This is a genomic window from Neobacillus sp. SuZ13 (assembly GCF_030123365.1).
In the GTDB taxonomy this organism is placed as follows: Bacteria; Bacillota; Bacilli; order Bacillales; family Cytobacillaceae; genus Neobacillus.
In genome coordinates this window covers 2146862-2164879 of record NZ_CP126107.1, presented here as the reverse complement: position 1 = coordinate 2164879, position 18018 = coordinate 2146862, and the positions used below count along the sequence as shown (strand labels likewise).

The window sequence follows — 18018 nt, the reverse complement described above, 5'->3', positions numbered from 1 at the left end:
GGCCACATCCTCATGTGTGAGAATGTGACCTCCATTTGCATGGTCGATCAATGTTGTTTTAATTGATTTCTGATGTTTATTACCAAGTTCTATTTAGTAAGGACTGAATTAAATCTCACTTGAATTAATAAAATCTAGCGCGGAATAATGCCATTCTGGTTTTTTCTGCAGCTCACCATCCACATAAATTTCTACTCTTTCATTATAAAATGAAAGTAGTCCCGCAATTTTTGGTATCTCTGGAATAGGGTGAGGATAACTCCAAACAATATCTTCAAAACTATTTCCATCAATTATTACGGACCAATACGATGCAATTCCCTTATACGGGCATCTTGTTTTTAAATTGGACAGTTCAAGAACTTCCTGAGCAACGTCTTCTTTTGGAAGATAATACCGAACTGGGACTCCGGTTTCAAATACAATAACGGGTCTCCTGCTTTCTGCTACGGTCTTTCCTTCTAGTACTACCTTTATATGCCTTGAACTCAATAGGGCATCTACTCGTTTATATGGATCTCTTGGATGAACATATATTTCCTCTTCTTCTTCAAACCAAGCATCCACCTGATTCCAGTAGAACGAAAAATAGCCTTTAATCTCTTTACTTTCAGGAATAGGATTCTGATAACTCCAAACAGCATTTTCTGCTGTTCGATCTCCCACTTTAATCGTCCAATAGCTGGCATCTCCTTTTAATGGGCAGTGGCTCCTTTTGTCTGAAGTGACCAATACTTCTTTAGTAACATCTTTTTCAGGAAAATAATAGACTGGTAGGTGCCCCCGTTCATGCAGGACCAATACTTCTTTACTATCTGCTATTATTAATCCATTAAACTTAACTCGTACCCATCTCGGAGTTGAATCTATTTTAATTAATCGTCGTTGGGTTGTACTTTTTTGAGTATCTTTTTTTAATTGATTAACGGAATTTGACAATTTACTTCCCTCCAGTTTTTAGTTATTTCCGCCAGGATTTTGGCGGCCGTTCGTTATTCCCTTTCTCTTTGATGGAAAAAATTAAGAGGCCCTCAATTCAAGATAACCTCACCTTGAATTGAGAGCCTCCAGTTAACCAGTCGGCATATAAATTGACCAAATATTTACTAACATCTTATACCCGTGAATTCCTATCAGTCAAGTATAATATAAATATTTTTACCATATTTCACAAAATTATCCACGCACTAAAGAACAGACTAAAGAAAAAGGTATATCCATCAGTACTTCCCCAACTATTAATCAGCTGCAGCTATCTTTTAAGGGAGATTTAGGCTTTCATTTGAAGAAGTTTTAAAAAAAAGGCTCTCAATTCAAGAAAGGTTGCCTTGAATTAAGATCCTCTAGTTGCCTAGTCGGTTAACAAAATTAATTTGATTAATTGCATTTTATATCAAACAATTCCTATATGTCAAATATGATTTAAGAAAGATTCATGTGCATCAATGGCAACTTGTGCTACAATCTAGCCCCCTTTGATTTAGTAAAACTCTTAATCTCGTATGCCTGAAATGCAACAGATTTTTACTCTTATTGTAGTAAATAGATGACATACTATTAATCAAAACCACCGTTTTAGATAAGAAAATCTTTTAATTATGTTACTTCAACTCCCTCATCCCCCATTTTTTCGGATAGTTTTGGGGGCTTTTCTTCCGATTTATTGCATAGAATGGAGACAAGGGTAAGTGATCTCTCAATGAAAATACTAAACCTGGAGGAAATAACCTAATGCAATTTATTGAAGATGTTAAAGACGTGAAATTTAGCTTTTTGGAAAAACCACCGGCGTCGTCAATGACTTATGCCTTTGTTTATGTTAATAATCACAACGAATACTATGCAGTAAAAAATGGAGAGCGTTTGTCGCGAAGTGAATTGCGGATTGGCAAATATAATAGGGTTTATACTGTCAATATGCAGCAGCAAACCATCACCTACAAGGAGGAAGTCCCTTCCGCAACAAGAGGAAGAAGGTTTTCTGTCAATTTATTTATCGATATTGCCGTTGAACACCCCGAACGGTTAGTTCAACAAAATGCAGGAGAAATTGGCAACATTTTCAACAATAATCTGCCCTTCTGGGTGGAGTCGGAAGCAAGATTTTTTCCTATTGAAGAGGATCTGAGTTTTGCCAGACATATTGAAGAATTTTTTCAAACCTCGCGATTGGTCAAGGTGTTAAGAGAGGCTGGTATTGTGGTTCGAAATGTTCGTGTTTTGATCCGGCAAGGTATTCGGGACCAGCGCCATGATGAGGCGATCGCCGATTTAGACCGGAACGCAGAACTATCCGCCTATCAAGAAGCTCTGGACTTGGAGGAAGCGCGCCGGATTTCGGCCTCGATTAAAGAAGCCCTTCAAGCAGGTGATTTTATCACTGCAGGGAAGCTGGGAGAAAAGAATGAAATGGCAAAGCGGTTAGTGGAATCGGAGTTTAGCCAAAATCAAGCCTTCAAATATGAGGTAAACAAACAACTTTTAAACTTGATCAACGATCACACTATTGACCAGTTCGAGGCAGAACAAAGATTGGCCAAGCTAAAAAAACTATTCCCCTATCTCCCCGTCAATCTGGAAAACATCAATAGAAAAAAACAGATTGCTGGTCCAAGGAGAGAACTTTCATCCTATTTATATAAAGGAGATTAGCGATTGTGGAATCCATTTTAAATCAGCTGTTTTGGATCTGGTCACTTATTTCTGTACTTCCGGAATGGTTGCGTATTTTTTTGGTTCTCTTTGTGTTCCTGCAGCTCGCAAGGCTGATTTTGTTGTACATGGTTCCTCCCTTCTTAAACTTGTTGTGCCGTTTGTTGAAAAAAATGCTTTATCCCATTTCTTACCCAATCATGGCACTCCTTTGCACGATGCAAAGAAGCCGGAGAGAAGCAGGAAAAGCTGGCATATCTGTTTGGATTGATATCATTGAAGGAATGTTTGCCTTGTTCGAAAGTTTTTTCAACAAAATCATTCAGCTTTCCATGAAACGGAAAAGGAATAAGACAAGGATTAAAAGATGGACCTTCTATTCTGTCATAACTCTAGTGATCTTGCTTACTGCTGCAATCATCAACAATCCAAATGAGTGGTATACACAAAAATGGAAGAAAGCTGAGGTATGGTTAAACCAAGAACATGTGCCCAGACAAGCATCCGTGGCTTCACCTGAACGAAAAGAATTAATTTTAAATAAGAAATATGAAGAAGGCGGAAATATTCGTAATGCTCCCACACTAAAAGCGTCCCATCTATACACTATTACAAATGGAGAAATAATGCACTTTTTGAATGAAGAACAAGTAGATTCCAAAGGAATAAAGTGGTTAAAAGTTCAAACCCCAAACGGGATTGAAGGCTGGATTTCAGCCCTGATTGTCAGGGAAAAATAAATTGAGAGGGTAATTTACTGTCTTAGTATCGCAATGGATTGAAAAAATTTCATGATTTTATGATCCTTTTTCCAGTTCATAGAACTATCTAAATAAGGAGAGATGACTTCAATGGGTATAGTCCCCTCTCCTTAACTACGGCCGTCCCCTCACAATTCCTCCTTTCATCAATACTCCATCAATAGAGTTTTGAAATCTTTTTTATTAGTTCCTTTCGCTAAACAGCATTCTTCCGTTCCACATAAATGAATGGGCTGCCTGGAATTCGAGCGATTCCCAAAACCTTTATTAGACCGGCAAGGGTATCTAAGAAAGTACTCAAGGGTCAGGAGATTTCGGAGTTGAATTATGGTATCCTTTTACACACCTTATTATTAATTAGATTTTTCAAATTATTCAACATCTGTAGGTGAAATTAGTTTATCTTCATATTTATCTACAAAAAGGTAACCATTACTATTGACTACAGCATAATAAATTTCTTCTATTCGTAAATTTCTTCTTTTGAATTCAGCTTCAATCCACTCACGGTTATAGATGCCGGTAGCATTCTTTTGGATGATTTCACCATCCATAATTAGTTCAACTGGCAGCGCCTCTGATGAAATGGGCAAATTTAAATCTTTATTTATTACATTTTTAAACGGTGTCTTTTTAAGAATGGATAATTCCCCGTTCACTTCTAGCAATGCGTATTCAACTTCAAATATATTAAAGATATCCTTTTCCCTCAAAAGCTGATTAAGGTCATCAATCGAGAACTTTACCTTCTTCATATTCTTGTCTAGTAATTTTCCTTTTTCTATTAGCACGGTAGGTCTGCCAGATAACCATCTTCTAAAACCTCGACTCCTAGAAGATAACACCATGAACAAATAAAACATTAAAACTAATACAAGAAATGAAATTAGCATTTCTTTGAACTTTAAATTCGTATCAAACCCCATGTTAGCTATGAAGGAACCAATCGTAACGGATAAGGCAAAGCTATAGTGGTTTTTATGAGAGTTAATGTGCTTTCCAATAGCCAGAGTAACGAGAATTAAAAGCATAAAGCTGAAACCTGTTCTCAGAATTGGTATAATTGTATCTTCCATGTAAATCTCCTGTTTACTTATATTGTTGTTAAAAGACACTGGTTTCTATCTCTTAGAACAGAATCCATTAAGTGTACTTGAACAAATCATAAAGTATCCCCTTTTAGTTAATTTATCTTTCCAATTTGCTATTTTATTTATCCATCAGATGTAAATTTAGGACAACACTAATTTTTATATCCGTATAAAGGGAGAGTAAAGTATTTGTTACATTTTTTTATAAAATACCGTCTTCCTGCCTTTTCTTTTGCTTTTTACTGCCATAAAAAAAATGCCTAGATAGTACGGAAATATTTGTCACCTCTGAACCGGTCCTGAAGTGGTAGGAATTGGTCTTATGATATCTAATTTTTCACCATCTCTATTCTAACAAAAATAAAAATCTCGCCTTCCATAATAGAAAGCGAGATTTTAACCATTAAATCCTCTAATTTTTGCTTAACTAATAATCTATTTAAACCAATCTACATTTAACCCTGTTCCAAAAACCCACCAACTATTGATTGCTTCATAAAATGAATTAAGTAATATCCCCACTGCTAGAACAAACAGAAAAACATGTGCGTGGTTTACCGTACGCTTTCGTTTATTTTGAAGAAAAATCCATATCCAAAGAATAGCTAAAAGGATATTAATCAAGTCCCCTACAAGTTCATTTCCTGGCAATGGCACCCTCTCCTTATAATCTTAAGCAAATACAATCGTTTTATTACCATGAACAAGTACCTTATCCTCAACATGCCAGGAAACTGCTTCAGCAAGAACTCTTCTTTCCACATGACGCCCCGCGGTCTTTAAATCCTCTGCTGTATAACGTTGGTTGATTCGCTGTACATCCTGTTCAATAATTGGTCCTTCATCAAGATCATTCGTAACGTAATGTGCGGTTGCACCGATTAACTTCACACCACGGTTAAACGCTCTCACGTAAGGATTTGCGCCAACAAATGCCGGCAAGAATGAATGATGTATGTTGATAATTTGATTAGGATACTTTGAAATAAAGTTAGGGGAAAGTATCTGCATATACCTTGCGAGGACTATTAAGTCCACCTTCCCTTTCATTAATTCTAATGCTTTCTGTTCGGCATCTTCTTTCGTTTCGTGAGACATAGGGATATGATAAAAAGGGATGCCATAACTTTCAACTATATCTTTTAAAATAGTATGATTACTAATTACCATTGGGATATCTACTGAAATTTCATTGGATTTCCAGCGCCAAAGAAGTTCGTTTAGACAATGATCAGTTTTCGAAACAAAGATGGCCATCCGCTTTCTTTTTTCATTATTACTCAACTGCCAATCTAAGGCATGTTCCCTCGCGATCTCATGTAAATCTTCTTCAAGCTTTTTAATAGAAGAATCAAATTCTTCCAACTCGAACTCGATTCTCATAAAAAACATACCTGCTCTTGGATCTGTTGTATGTTGGTCAAAATGGACAATATTGGCTTTGTGTTCTAATAAAAAATTCGTGACAGTCGAGATAATACCCGGCTTTTCCCTACATGAAATTAGTAATTTTGCCCGGTTGGGCTTTGATTTTGTGATCACCGCTGATACACCATCCTTAAGGTTATTAATTATGTATTATAGAAGGGCTAATACCTTCGTAATGGGTTAGGCATGAATTTCCTGTCCATACACAGCAAGGGCTGCTTCACCTATTGCTTCGGCTAATGTAGGGTGCGGGTGTATCGTATGTGCAATATCCATTGCTGTTGCATTCAATACACATGCAAGCCCAGCCTCCGTTATCATATCCGTTACGTGAGGACCTACCATATGGGCTCCTAAAAGCTGGTTCGTTCCTTCCTCAACAACTAGTTTGACAAATCCGTCTGATTCACCAAAAACCAATGCCTTTCCAATTGCACGGAAGGAGAATTTACCAACTTTCACTCGATATCCCTTTTCCTTTGCTGATTCCTCTGTGAGTCCGACACTCGCTACTTCAGGACTGCAATAGGTACATCTGGCAATAAGGTTTGAATCAAGTAGTTTTGGAGTTTTACCTGCCATATGTTCAATAGCTATGATCCCTTCATGTGAAGCAGCATGGGCAAGCTGCAAGCCGCCAATAACATCACCAATCGCGTAAATGTTCGGTTCATTTGTTTGGTAGAACTCATTTGTTTTAATAAAAATCGGACTTAGTTCAACGGCCGTTTTTTCAAGGCCAAAACCTTCTGTATTTGGAGAGCGCCCTACAGATACCAAAAGTTTGTCTGCAGAAAATGTTGTTTCTTTGCCTTTATGCTCCGCCTTAATGGAAACACCCTCACCTTTTTCCAGCGTTTCCGGAAGCACTTTTGCTCCAGTAACGATTTTTACTCCTTTTTTCTTCATTAAACGCTGTACTTCCTTTGAAATATCTGTATCCTCTGTTGGTAAAATACGATCGGCATATTCAATTACGGTAACTTGGACGCCGAAGTCCGAAAGCATCGATGCCCATTCAATTCCAATTACACCGCCGCCAACGATAATGATAGTACCCGGAAGTTTCTCCATTTTTAGCGCTTCATCCGATGTCATCACATACTTCTCATCCACTTCAAGGCCTGGAAGTGTTCTTGGACGGGATCCTGTGGCAATTAAAATATTTTTAGGGCTTAAAAGGACTTCCCCTTCACCATTATTCAAATCGACTAACACATCTTTTGTCTGTGTAATACTTCCCTTTCCATCATAAACATCGATCTTTCCTTTTTTCATTAAATGTTGGACACCTTTATATAGGCGGTCCGTAATTTCTTCTTTTCGGGCCTGAACTTTTGAAAAATTAAGACCAACTACAGGGGCGATTACACCATACTTATCTGCATGCTTTGTTTGAGCGAATACTTCTGCACTTCTTAATAGGGCCTTACTCGGAATACAACCAGCGTGAAGGCAAGTTCCACCGATTTTTCCTTTTTCAATAACGGCCGCTCTTAAACCTAATTGTGAAGCGCGAATGGCAGCCACGTACCCACCCGTGCCACCACCGATAATTACGACATCATATTCTTTTGTCATGTTCGTTATCTCCTCTTAACATTATATCTATCGGAAAACTTGCTATAAAACTGCTGAAACTTTCCTTTATAGTTATAAGCTTCTCTATCCGATTAATCGATTGGAATGGCACATGCACTAGAGGCCAAGCTTTCCCCAACTACAAAACCTTGTTCTTCGCTATAGTCAATATGCGTTTCTTCATCTAAATAGCGTTTTGTAAAGCGGTCTATTTGAATTTGGATCCCTTCCATCCCTATACATAAATCGTTTCGCCTAGGTTCATCAAATACAATCGAAAACTTAACAGATATTCCGCATCCGCCGCTAATTTCGGCATCAATCCGAGGATTTAAATTTTCACTGGCCACCATTTCTTTAAGTTTGTTAATGGCCGCTTCTGTCATTTTTATCATCATCGACCTTCTTCTCCTAATGCCAATTTCATTACACTGTTTTGGTTGCGGCATTGACCTGTTCGTCCGCATGATAAGAGGAGCGAACAAGAGGACCGGCCTCGCAGTGACTAAATCCTTTTGACATGGCGATCGTTTTTAGTTCCTCAAACTCTTGTGGACTCCAATACTTTTGAACTTTTAAATGATGTTTCGTTGGCTGCAAATATTGACCAATTGTCATTATATCCACATGGTTCGCTCGAAGATCGTCCATCGTTTCGATGATTTCTTCCTTTGTTTCCCCAAGACCGATCATAATACTTGATTTTGTTGGAATAGTTGTATACATTTCTTTGGCCCGGCGTAAAAGTTCTAAGGAACGTTCATACGTTGCCCGTGCCCGAATACTTGGTGATAACCGTTTGACGGTCTCAATATTGTGATTTAAAATATCTGGCCTTGCATCCATTAATGTTTTTAAGTTTTCATATTCACCTTTCATATCGGACGGAAGGACTTCAATGCTGCAAAATGGATTTCGACGTCTTATGGCTCTTATCGTTTCTGCAAATACCCCTGCACCGCCATCTTTTAAGTCATCACGAGCAACTGCGGTAATCACGACATGCTTAAGGCCCATTTTTTCCACTGAATCTGCAACACGCTCTGGTTCTTCCCAATCCAATTCTGTCGGCAGGCCTGTTTGAACCGCACAAAACCGGCAGGCCCGTGTACAAATACTTCCTAATATCATAAAAGTCGCTGTTTTCCGTTCCGCCCAGCATTCATGAATATTGGGACATTTGGCTTCTTCACAGACGGTATGAAGATTTTTTTCACGCATCATTTTTTTTAGGCCTGTATATTGTTCATTTGTATTTAGTTTTATTTTTAACCATTCTGGTTTGCGAACATTAGTAGACATGTCTATCACTCCTAAGAACAGACATTAGATTTTTAGTATTTAATAAACCACCAAGAATGAGATCATAAGAAGGTTAATTATCTTCATTTCTTCATTCCTAGTGGTTCAATCATCATTCGTTTAAGATTTTACTGTTACTTTCTGATCAGTTTCTTCTATTATATAGCGTAAGATTGGTTGTCTCGCCGCTTGTACTTCATCCAACCGGCCGATGACTGTCGTGTGTGGTGCTTCTAACACAATCTCTGGGTTTTCTTCTACTTCTTTGGCAATTTTTATCATTACATCTGCAAAGGCATCCATTGTTTCCTTTGATTCCGTTTCTGTAGGTTCAATCATCAAACACTCCTCAACATTTAGCGGGAAGTAGATGGTCGGTGGATGATAACCAAAATCAAGGAGCCTTTTTGCCATATCAAGTGTTCTTACACCCAGCTTTTTCTGTCTAGAACCGGATAAGACAAATTCATGTTTACAAACTTGTGAATACGGAGCATCAAAATACGGTTCAAGTTTTTTACGGAGGTAGTTCGCATGAAGCACTGCTCCTTCAGATACTTGACGTAATCCTACAGGTCCCATCGTACGAATATAGGTGTAAGCACGAACCAAAATGCCAAAGTTTCCATAATATCCTTTTACCCGGCCAATTGATAGCGGATGATTTGAGTTCAGTACATATTTCTCACCGTCTTTTTCAATACGTGGGACAGGTAAGTACGGAATGAGTTTCTTTTTCACACCGACTGGACCAGCTCCTGGGCCGCCGCCGCCATGAGGGGTCGTGAACGTCTTATGAAGATTTAAATGCACAATATCAAAGCCCATATGACCCGGTGTTGTTTTTCCTAGAATGGCGTTGGCATTTGCTCCATCATAGTATAATAAGCCACCCGCTTCATGAACAACTTTGGCAATTTCCAAAATTTCTTTTTCAAACAATCCTAGTGTATTAGGATTTGTCAGCATCAATGCGGCTGTATCCTGATCCACATGCTTTTTTAATTCTTCTAAGTCGACCAACCCATTCTCATTGGAAGGAATGGTAACTGTTTTAAAGCCGGCAACTGTTGCACTGGCAGGGTTTGTACCATGCGCGGAGTCCGGAACAAGGACCTTTGTTCTTTTTTCTCCTTTTTGTTCAAGATAGGCTTTTACCATCATTAAGCCAGTCCATTCTCCCTGAGCTCCAGCAGATGGCTGTAACGTTACTGAATCCATGCCGGTGATCTCAGCTAACTCTTCCTGCAAATTATATAAAAGCTCTAAAGCGCCCTGAACCGTTTCAGCTGGCTGATACGGGTGAATACGGCTAAAGCCGTCAAAACGTGCAACATCTTCGTTAATTTTTGGGTTGTATTTCATGGTACAAGAACCTAATGGATAAAACCCATTATCAATTCCGTGGTTTCGATTGGAAAGGGCTGTGTAATGACGTACAAGCTGAAGTTCTGATACTTCCGGGAGTTCTGCTGGTACATCACGAATCAAATGCTTCGGGTATTTAGTATTTAAATCAATGCTCTCCACGTCAGATAGCGGCAGGCTTGAACCCATACGTCCTGGACGACTAATTTCAAAGATTAGCTCATTATATTCAATCATTTACGACTTCCTCCAATACTTTTACAAATTGGTCAATCTCTTCTTTTGTCCTCTGCTCTGTCACTGCAATAAGCATTTGATTGTCAAAACCGTAATCACTTTCCAAATCAAATCCTCCGATGATTCCCGCCTCAAGCAGTTTCGTGTTGACCTCTTTGACCGGACGAGGAAGTTCTACCACAAATTCATTAAAAAATGGTGATTGATTAATAATGATAAAGCCTGCCTTTTGCAAACACTTTGCCATATAATCTGCTTTCTCAATGTTTAGCTGGGCCATTTGTCGAATTCCTTGCTTTCCAAGTGCAGACATGCAAATAGAGGAAGCAAGAGCATTTAATGCCTGATTGGAACAAATATTAGAAGACGCTTTATCACGGCGAATATGCTGTTCACGTGCTTGCAGCGTTAAGACAAATCCACGTTTTACTTGCTCATCTGTTGTTTGACCGACAATCCGCCCTGGTACTTTACGCATAAATTTTTTGTGAACAGAGAAATAACCACAGTGTGGTCCTCCAAATGCCATTGGTATCCCTAAAGGCTGCATATCACCCACCACAATATCTGCCCCGAGTTTACCTGGTGCCTGTAGAAGTGCAAGTGCCAGTGGATTAGAACTTACAATGAGCAGCGCCCCTTGTGTATCCGCAATTTTTTTAATTTCTGCCAAATCTTCAATTGATCCGAAAAAATTTGGGTATTGAACAATAACGGCGGCAATACTCTTATCCATTTGTTCTTTTAGTCCTCTTAAATCGGTGACATCATCAACAAGATTGACTTCCTCTACTGTATATTCTTGGCCGCGTGCTACTGTATTTAATATTGATCGTGATTCAGGATGAACCGCTTTTGATACAAGCACTTTTGAACGCCTTGTTGATGAAATAGCAAGCGAGGCAGCTTCTGCAAGTGATGTAAAGCCATCGTACATGGATGAGTTGGCCACATCCATTCCAGTTAACTCACAAACCATTGTCTGGAATTCAAAAATGGCTTGCAGCTCACCTTGGCTGATTTCCGGTTGGTAGGGAGTATAAGCTGTGTAAAATTCTGAACGTGATATCATATGATTTACCACGCTTGGAATGTAGTGATCATATGTACCTGCACCAAGAAAGGTTGGATAGTTATTGGCATTTTTGTTTTTCGAAGCAAGCTGTTGCATTTTTTTCAACAGGAGCGGCTCTGGATCCGCTTCTGGAATGTTCAGCTCACCCTCTAATCGTATTTCTTTCGGAATGTCCTCAAATAAATCATCGATTGAAGACACGTTCAAAAATGAGAGCATCTCCTCTTGATCTTGTTTCGTATCAGGAAGGTATCTAAATGTGTTGGTCATCTTATTCCCCTCCTTCAATATATTCCTGGTACTCATTTTCATTTAAAAGGGATTTTAACTCCTCTGGATTAGATAGTTCCACTTCTACTAACCACCCTGCATCATATGGCTGTTCGTTGATTGTCTCAGGACTATCGTTTAAATCCTCATTTACACAAATAACCGTTCCAGATACAGGAGCGTAAATTTCAGAAACTGCTTTAACCGATTCGATAGTTCCCATTGATTCTTCCACAGTTACTTCATCATCAACCTCCGGAGTTTCAACAAACACGATATCTCCTAACTGTTTTTGTGCAAAGTGAGAAATTCCAATACGTACCCGATTTCCGTCTAGTTGTAATACCCATTCGTGTTCCTTGCTATATAGTAAACTTGCAGTTGCGTTTGTCATAATTTTACTTCCCTTCATTAGTAAATTTGAATTGGACCATTGAGATCTTATTATTATGAAACTGAAAGAATAGAATTCTATGATTTTAATTAACTCATTTTATAAAACGGGGTCTTAATTACTACTGCATCAATTTGTTTATTACGGATTTCTACTTTTAGTTGTGTGTCAACTTGTGCATACTCAGCTGAAATAAGAGCAAGACCAATGCTTTTCTTTAGAGTGGGTGATTGTGTTCCCGATGTAACTACACCAATTTCCTCTCCACTCTCTGAAATTACTTTATAACCATGACGGGGAATCCCACGGCCAGTTACTTCAATTCCTACTAATTTGCGTTTTAATCCTTCTTCTTTTTGTCTTAAAAGTGCCTCTTTTCCAATAAAATCACTTTCTTTATTGGTTTTTACGGCGAAGCCGATTCCTGCTTCAAGAGGACTAATATCGCTTAATAGTTCTTGACCATAAAGTGCAAGACGTGCCTCTAAACGAAGGGTGTCACGTGCACCCAGTCCGCATGGCTTTAAGCCATCTTCAGTACCTGCTTCTATCAGCTTTTCCCATAGTGCTTCTGCCTGGTCAGCTGCTAAATAAAGCTCAAAACCATTTTCTCCTGTATAACCTGTACGTGAAACGAGGACATCTGTTATCCCGGAAACATTGACATGTTGTGCAAATTTAAATGAGCCAATTTCAGATAGATTGGTTTCCGTTAGTTTTTGCAAAATACGTTCAGCCTTTGGCCCTTGAATGGCTAGCTGAGCGGTTTCATTAGAGATATTTTTGAGTGTTACCTCACCCTTTACATGTTGCTTCATCCATGCAAAATCTTTATCAATGTTGGCCGCATTGATGACGAGTAAATATTTTTCATTTGTTAATTTATAAACTAATAAATCATCGACCGTTCCGCCGTTCTGGTAGCACATTGCAGTATACTGTGCCTGATTGATGCTGAGCTTTGTAACATCGTTTGTGACCAGATAGTTTATGTAGCTTTCAGCATCTTTTCCTTCTACCAGCACTTCACCCATATGAGAGACATCAAAAAGTCCTGCTCGAATACGTACTGCCTCATGTTCTTCTAAAATACTTGAAAACTGTACCGGAAGTTCCCAGCCGCCAAAATCGATGACCTTTGCGCCATGTTTTTTATATGTTTCAAATAAGGGGGTTCGCTTTAGCATTGTTTCTGTACTCATTTTGTTACCTCCGATTTAGATTTCCGACAGAATAACTGTTCTTTTACCTTTTTACCTGTTTCGGTCATCGCCAGACCGCCAAGTGCGGTTTCTCTTAGTGTCCGTGGCATTTCCTTTCCAACCTTATACATCGCTTCAATGACTTCGTCACATGGAATACGGCTTTCCACGCCAGCAAGTGATAGGTCGGCTGCTGAAAAGGCTATCGATGTACCAATGACATTTCGCTTTATACAAGGAACCTCAACAAGTCCTGCAACCGGATCACACACCAAGCCTAATAATGATTTCATAGCAATTGCGGTGGCATTTACAGCTTGTTGTGGTGTACCGCCTTTTAACTCTACGATTGTCCCCGCTGCCATTGCCGTTGCGGATCCCACTTCTGCTTGACAACCTCCTGCTGCTCCTGAAATAAAGGAACGGTTAGCAATCACATAACCTAGCATACTTGCAGTAAATAAGCCCATGACTAAATCTTTATATGAATAGGTGTCATTTTTATAAAGTGAAAACAATACACCAGGTAAAATACCAGCCGCTCCAGCGGTTGGTGTAGCTACAATGATCCCCATTCGTGCATTGCTTTCAGATGTAGCTAATGAAAACGTCATTGCATTACTAATGTAATTTCCTGACAAGGCATTACCTTGAGCCATGTAGTTATACATTTTCACCGCATCACCACCGGAGATACCACTTGGTGCTGTTGAGCCGTCTTTAATGCCGGTATCAACAGCTTCCTTCATTTTGATCAATCGTTCTTCCATCATGCTGATGATGGTTTCTTCGTCTCTTCCTGACTTTTTCGCTTCCATCATCAACATGATTTCACCAATGGTTTTTTGTTCTCTATCACAAGCTACAATCAGTTCTGCCATGGACTTAATTTCCATTAAATTGCCTCCATAAATGCTTTCTCGTTTGGTTGGTAATGGCTAGCGAGGGACGTAAAGTCATCGCCTGAACTTAAACGAATATCTACTTCTCTTCCGTTAATCATAAATATTTTCGATAAACCACCGCCAAGGGATACACCTCCTACTTTTACAGCACGATTATTGCACTTTGCTGTCACAATCGTTGTATTGGGATGGTTATAATAAGTACATTTATCTTCAAATTCGAAATGAAACTGCATGCCAACCTCTTTTGCCCACTCCAACGAATTTTTTATTCGTGGATCATCGGTATTCATACCAATCAATCCACCTATGAGCGCTTTATCCGTTCCATGTCCTTGGTACGTTTCGGCAAAGGAATCGAAAAATACAATTTTTGTCTCTTCTGGACAACGGCCTAAAAGTTCGTAAATAAATTTACCAATTGACACAACACCCGCTGTATGTGAGCTCGAGGGCCCAACCATAATCGGGCCGATTATATCAAAGCAACTTTGAAATTCCATGAAATGTCTCCTTCTTAAACAGTAATTAGCTGTTGAAATAGTGGATAGTTACCACAAATATTTTTAGTAGTTTCTTTTGCTTGTTTAAGAACTTCTAGATTACCTTTACTTTTCAGAACAGCAGCGATTACTTTGCCAATCTTCTCCATATCATCCTGCTTCATTCCGCGAGTTGTTAAAGCAGCAGTTCCCATACGGATTCCGCTTGTGACAAACGGGCTTGCAGGATCAAAGGGAATCGTGTTTTTGTTAACAGTAATACCTGATTCTTCTAACAATCTCTCTGCTTCTTTTCCTGTTAAATTCCACGGGCGAACATCTAAAAGAACAATGTGATTGTCTGTACCTCCAGAGACAAGGGTTGCTCCTTCTTTCTTTAACGTATCCGCTAGCGCTGCTGCATTATCAATGATTTGTTTCGCATAATCTTTAAAGCTTGGTTGTAAAGCCTCATTGAAAGCAACCGCTTTAGCTGCAATGATGTGCATAAGGGGGCCGCCTTGAATTCCTGGAAACACAGATTTATTAATCGCTTTGATAATCTCTTCATCATTTGATAAAACGATACCGCCTCGTGGTCCTCTCAACGTTTTATGCGTAGTGCTTGTCACAACATCTGCGTATGGCACTGGCGATGGATGAAGACCAGCGGCAACGAGTCCTGCAATATGCGCCATATCCACCATGAATTTTGCACCAACTTGGTCAGCAATTTTTCTAAAGCGTGCAAAATCAATTGTTCTTGGGTAAGCACTTGCCCCTGCAATAATCAATTTCGGCTTTTCCTTTTTTGCGATTTCTTCTAACTCATCATAATCAATCAAGTGAGTATCTTCTTTAACGCCATAAGACACAACCTCAAACCATTTTCCTGAAACACTAACAGGACTTCCATGCGTTAAATGTCCCCCTTGTGAAAGGTTCATTCCCATGATTTTATCGCCAGGCTCAAGCAATGCGAAAAAAACAGCAAAGTTAGCTTGCGCACCTGAGTGAGGTTGAACGTTTGCATATTTAGCACCAAACAGCTTTGTTAAACGATCAATAGCTGCTTGTTCTGCCACATCGACAAATTCACATCCGCCATAATAACGCTTTCCTGGATAGCCTTCTGCATATTTATTGGTCATCACACTTCCCATGGCTTCTAGGACATCTTGGCTAACGAAGTTTTCCGATGCAATCAACTCCAATGTTTGATGCTGACGATCTTGCTCCTTTTTAATCGCTTCAAAAATGGTTTGATCATTTTGTTGTAAACTCATGTAAACTCCTCCTTGAAATATCGTTCAGGCTCCCCTTTGTGCTTCAAACATCTGCTTTTTTTGGACGCAAAAAAGGACAGAAGAAGGGGAAGCATGTAGCTTCATATTCCCTTCTCTGTCCTTTTTACCTGAGAGTTTAGTTCTGTTACGAACATTCCCCTTTGGTGGCATAACTATAATGCGCTCTCCAGAGTTGCGTCCCGCTGTGGTTCTATCTACCTGAGAGATTAATTCCAAGGGTTTTTTTGGAACTTGCTCCTTCGGTGGCGTGTAAAAATTGCACTCTCCCACAACCGTCATCCGCTCTATTTTTTTATTATTTTCAGAATAATTGTAAAAGGGAACCAAGTCAAGCTTTTTTTGAAAACGGTATCAAAAATGGAAAATAAGACATTTTTGAGTTACCTCTTAATTTTCTGCTATCTTTTCTGGATTGACTTGATCTGCATAGTTTGCCTTCATATTCCGCATCTTATATATGGCAATTAGTAAAATAAACCAAACAGGTGTTACAAACAAGGCAACGCGAGTATCTTCAGCAAGTGCAAGCACAACCAAAACAAATGCTAGAAAAGCTAGGATCAAGTAATTAGAAAATGGATAAAGCGGCAATTTAAATTTGTTTACTTTTGCTAGATCTGGTCTTGTTTTACGATATTTCAAATGGCTGATAATCGTAATACCCCAAATAAAGATGAAACATACGGTAGAGATACTTGTAATTAGTGTAAATACTCCTTCTGGCATGACATAGTTCAACACAACGGCAATTAAAATGACCACAGTTGAAAAGAGCAATGCATTCGAAGGTACTTGACGGGAAGTAAGTTTTGTAAATGGTACAGGTGCATTTTTATCTCTGGCTAGTGAGTATACCATCCGGCTTGTACTGAAGATGGCACTGTTACATGCCGAAGCCGCGGAAGTTAGCACGACAAAATTGACGATACCAGCAGCTGCAGCGATTCCAACTGCCACGAAGACTTGAACAAATGGGCTTTTCGCTGGATTTATCGCGTTCCATGGATAAATACTCATGATGACAATAAGGGCTCCAACGTAGAAAATTAAAACTCGAATAGGAATATTATTGATGGCTTTTGGGATTACTTTTTCTGGGTTTTCGGTTTCACCTGCTGTTAGTCCTACCAGTTCTATGCCAACAAATGCAAACACAACCATCTGGAATGAGAGAATAAACCCATTTATGCCATTTGGAAACCAGCCGTCATGGCTCCATAAATTCGTGAAACTGGATGCTCCTGCATTGGTGGAAAAACCTTTAATAATCATGAACACACCAATGACAATGAGTGCCAGTATCGCGATGACTTTAATTAATGCGAACCAGAATTCCATCTCGCCGAAAAGCTTGACAGTAGCGAGGTTCATAACTAGCAAAATGACAAGAGCAATTAATCCTGGCATCCACTGTGGTACAGAAGGAAACCAATATTGGGTATAAAGACCAACTGCTGTTAAGTCTGCCATTGCAATAGATATCCAGCAAAACCAGTAGGTCCATCCCGTGATAAATGCTGCCATATTACCTAAATAGTCTCTTACAAAGTCAACAAAAGAATGATAGTTCAAATTGGTTAAGAGCAGTTCGCCAAGTGCCCGCATGATCAAAAAGCAAATGACACCTGTAATTAAGTAAGCAAATAATATTGATGGTCCAGCTAAATGAATAGATTTTCCGGCACCTAGAAATAATCCTGTTCCGATTGCTCCACCAATAGCGATTAATTGTACATGCCTATTTTTTAGGCCTCTCGACAATGTCTGTTCCTGCATATTAAATCCCCACCCTCTATTTTTTTAATTTGAAAAAGGTCTGTCCCATCCGATTACAATTCTTGCCCTCCTTATTTTATTAATTTGTTGTTTCCCTAATCAGTAGATAAAAAATATAAAAAGCCATTAAGGAAGTTTTTGATGATCTTCACTTTTTACATGGCTAAATGCTAATGTAGGGTTTAAT

General features: G+C 39.1%; 17 protein-coding genes and 1 riboswitch. Of the genes, 2 read left to right on the top strand and 15 right to left on the bottom strand.

From position 1 onward, the window contains the following. Window positions 1-108: 108 nt before the first annotated feature. Entirely contained in the window at window positions 109-939 is an 831-nt protein-coding gene (locus tag QNH17_RS10405; protein WP_283878603.1) for a DUF427 domain-containing protein, read from the bottom strand. A 792-nt stretch (window positions 940-1731) separates the two neighbouring features. On the opposite strand from QNH17_RS10405, the gene QNH17_RS10400 reads away from it, so the two are divergent. Beyond that, window positions 1732-2652: a hypothetical protein gene (locus QNH17_RS10400; RefSeq protein WP_283878602.1), complete on the top strand. Its 921-nt coding sequence runs from the start codon at window positions 1732-1734 to the stop codon at window positions 2650-2652. 5 nt (window positions 2653-2657) lie between these two features. Beyond that, complete coding sequence (locus QNH17_RS10395; protein WP_283878601.1) at window positions 2658-3392, top strand: SH3 domain-containing protein; 735 nt, start codon at window positions 2658-2660, stop codon at window positions 3390-3392. Window positions 3393-3784: 392 nt separating this feature from the next. Here QNH17_RS10395 and QNH17_RS10390 read toward each other — a convergent pair whose 3' ends face one another. The 14 genes from QNH17_RS10390 to QNH17_RS10325 all read right to left on the bottom strand — a co-directional run bounded on the left by QNH17_RS10390 (window position 3785) and on the right by QNH17_RS10325 (window position 17831). Next, window positions 3785-4489 (bottom strand): DUF421 domain-containing protein, encoded by a 705-nt coding sequence (locus tag QNH17_RS10390; protein WP_283878600.1) that lies wholly within the window; start codon window positions 4487-4489, stop codon window positions 3785-3787. Between the two features lie 450 nt (window positions 4490-4939). Continuing rightward, on the bottom strand, window positions 4940-5155 hold the full coding sequence (locus QNH17_RS10385) for a hypothetical protein (RefSeq protein ID WP_283878599.1): 216 nt from the start codon (window positions 5153-5155) through the stop codon (window positions 4940-4942). 21 nt (window positions 5156-5176) lie between these two features. After that, complete coding sequence (gene purU, locus QNH17_RS10380) at window positions 5177-6046, bottom strand: formyltetrahydrofolate deformylase (protein WP_283878598.1); 870 nt, start codon at window positions 6044-6046, stop codon at window positions 5177-5179. A gap of 66 nt (window positions 6047-6112) precedes the next feature. Next, window positions 6113-7513: a dihydrolipoyl dehydrogenase gene (lpdA, locus tag QNH17_RS10375; protein WP_283878597.1), complete on the bottom strand. Its 1401-nt coding sequence runs from the start codon at window positions 7511-7513 to the stop codon at window positions 6113-6115. A gap of 92 nt (window positions 7514-7605) precedes the next feature. Beyond that, the gene (locus QNH17_RS10370; RefSeq protein WP_283878596.1) at window positions 7606-7911 is read right to left on the bottom strand and encodes an iron-sulfur cluster biosynthesis family protein; all 306 of its coding nucleotides are present in this window, start codon (window positions 7909-7911) and stop codon (window positions 7606-7608) included. A 28-nt stretch (window positions 7912-7939) separates the two neighbouring features. Continuing rightward, window positions 7940-8815: a lipoyl synthase gene (gene lipA, locus QNH17_RS10365; protein ID WP_283878595.1), complete on the bottom strand. Its 876-nt coding sequence runs from the start codon at window positions 8813-8815 to the stop codon at window positions 7940-7942. 120 nt (window positions 8816-8935) lie between these two features. Further along, complete coding sequence (gcvPB, locus tag QNH17_RS10360) at window positions 8936-10420, bottom strand: aminomethyl-transferring glycine dehydrogenase subunit GcvPB (RefSeq protein ID WP_283878594.1); 1485 nt, start codon at window positions 10418-10420, stop codon at window positions 8936-8938. Then, the gene (gcvPA, locus tag QNH17_RS10355) at window positions 10413-11765 is read right to left on the bottom strand and encodes an aminomethyl-transferring glycine dehydrogenase subunit GcvPA (protein WP_283878593.1); all 1353 of its coding nucleotides are present in this window, start codon (window positions 11763-11765) and stop codon (window positions 10413-10415) included. Before gcvPA ends, gcvPB begins: the two co-directional genes overlap by 8 nt. A gap of 1 nt (window position 11766) precedes the next feature. Then, window positions 11767-12159, bottom strand: a complete 393-nt coding sequence (gcvH, locus tag QNH17_RS10350; RefSeq protein WP_283878592.1) for a glycine cleavage system protein GcvH — start codon at window positions 12157-12159, stop codon at window positions 11767-11769. An 89-nt stretch (window positions 12160-12248) separates the two neighbouring features. Beyond that, window positions 12249-13346 carry a glycine cleavage system aminomethyltransferase GcvT gene (gene gcvT, locus QNH17_RS10345; RefSeq protein ID WP_283879478.1) on the bottom strand — a complete coding sequence of 366 codons (1098 nt, stop codon included), beginning with the start codon at window positions 13344-13346 and terminating at the stop codon, window positions 12249-12251. Between the two features lie 11 nt (window positions 13347-13357). Continuing rightward, on the bottom strand, window positions 13358-14257 hold the full coding sequence (gene sdaAA / locus QNH17_RS10340; RefSeq protein WP_283878591.1) for an L-serine ammonia-lyase, iron-sulfur-dependent, subunit alpha: 900 nt from the start codon (window positions 14255-14257) through the stop codon (window positions 13358-13360). Next, window positions 14257-14769: a serine dehydratase beta chain gene (locus QNH17_RS10335; RefSeq protein ID WP_283878590.1), complete on the bottom strand. Its 513-nt coding sequence runs from the start codon at window positions 14767-14769 to the stop codon at window positions 14257-14259. Before QNH17_RS10335 ends, sdaAA begins: the two co-directional genes overlap by 1 nt. A 14-nt stretch (window positions 14770-14783) precedes the next feature. Continuing rightward, window positions 14784-16034: a serine hydroxymethyltransferase gene (glyA, locus tag QNH17_RS10330; RefSeq protein ID WP_283878589.1), complete on the bottom strand. Its 1251-nt coding sequence runs from the start codon at window positions 16032-16034 to the stop codon at window positions 14784-14786. Window positions 16035-16230: 196 nt separating this feature from the next. After that, a riboswitch (glycine riboswitch) is annotated at window positions 16231-16334 on the bottom strand. Window positions 16335-16442: 108 nt separating this feature from the next. Next, window positions 16443-17831: an amino acid permease gene (locus tag QNH17_RS10325; RefSeq protein WP_283878588.1), complete on the bottom strand. Its 1389-nt coding sequence runs from the start codon at window positions 17829-17831 to the stop codon at window positions 16443-16445. Window positions 17832-18018 lie beyond the last annotated feature (187 nt).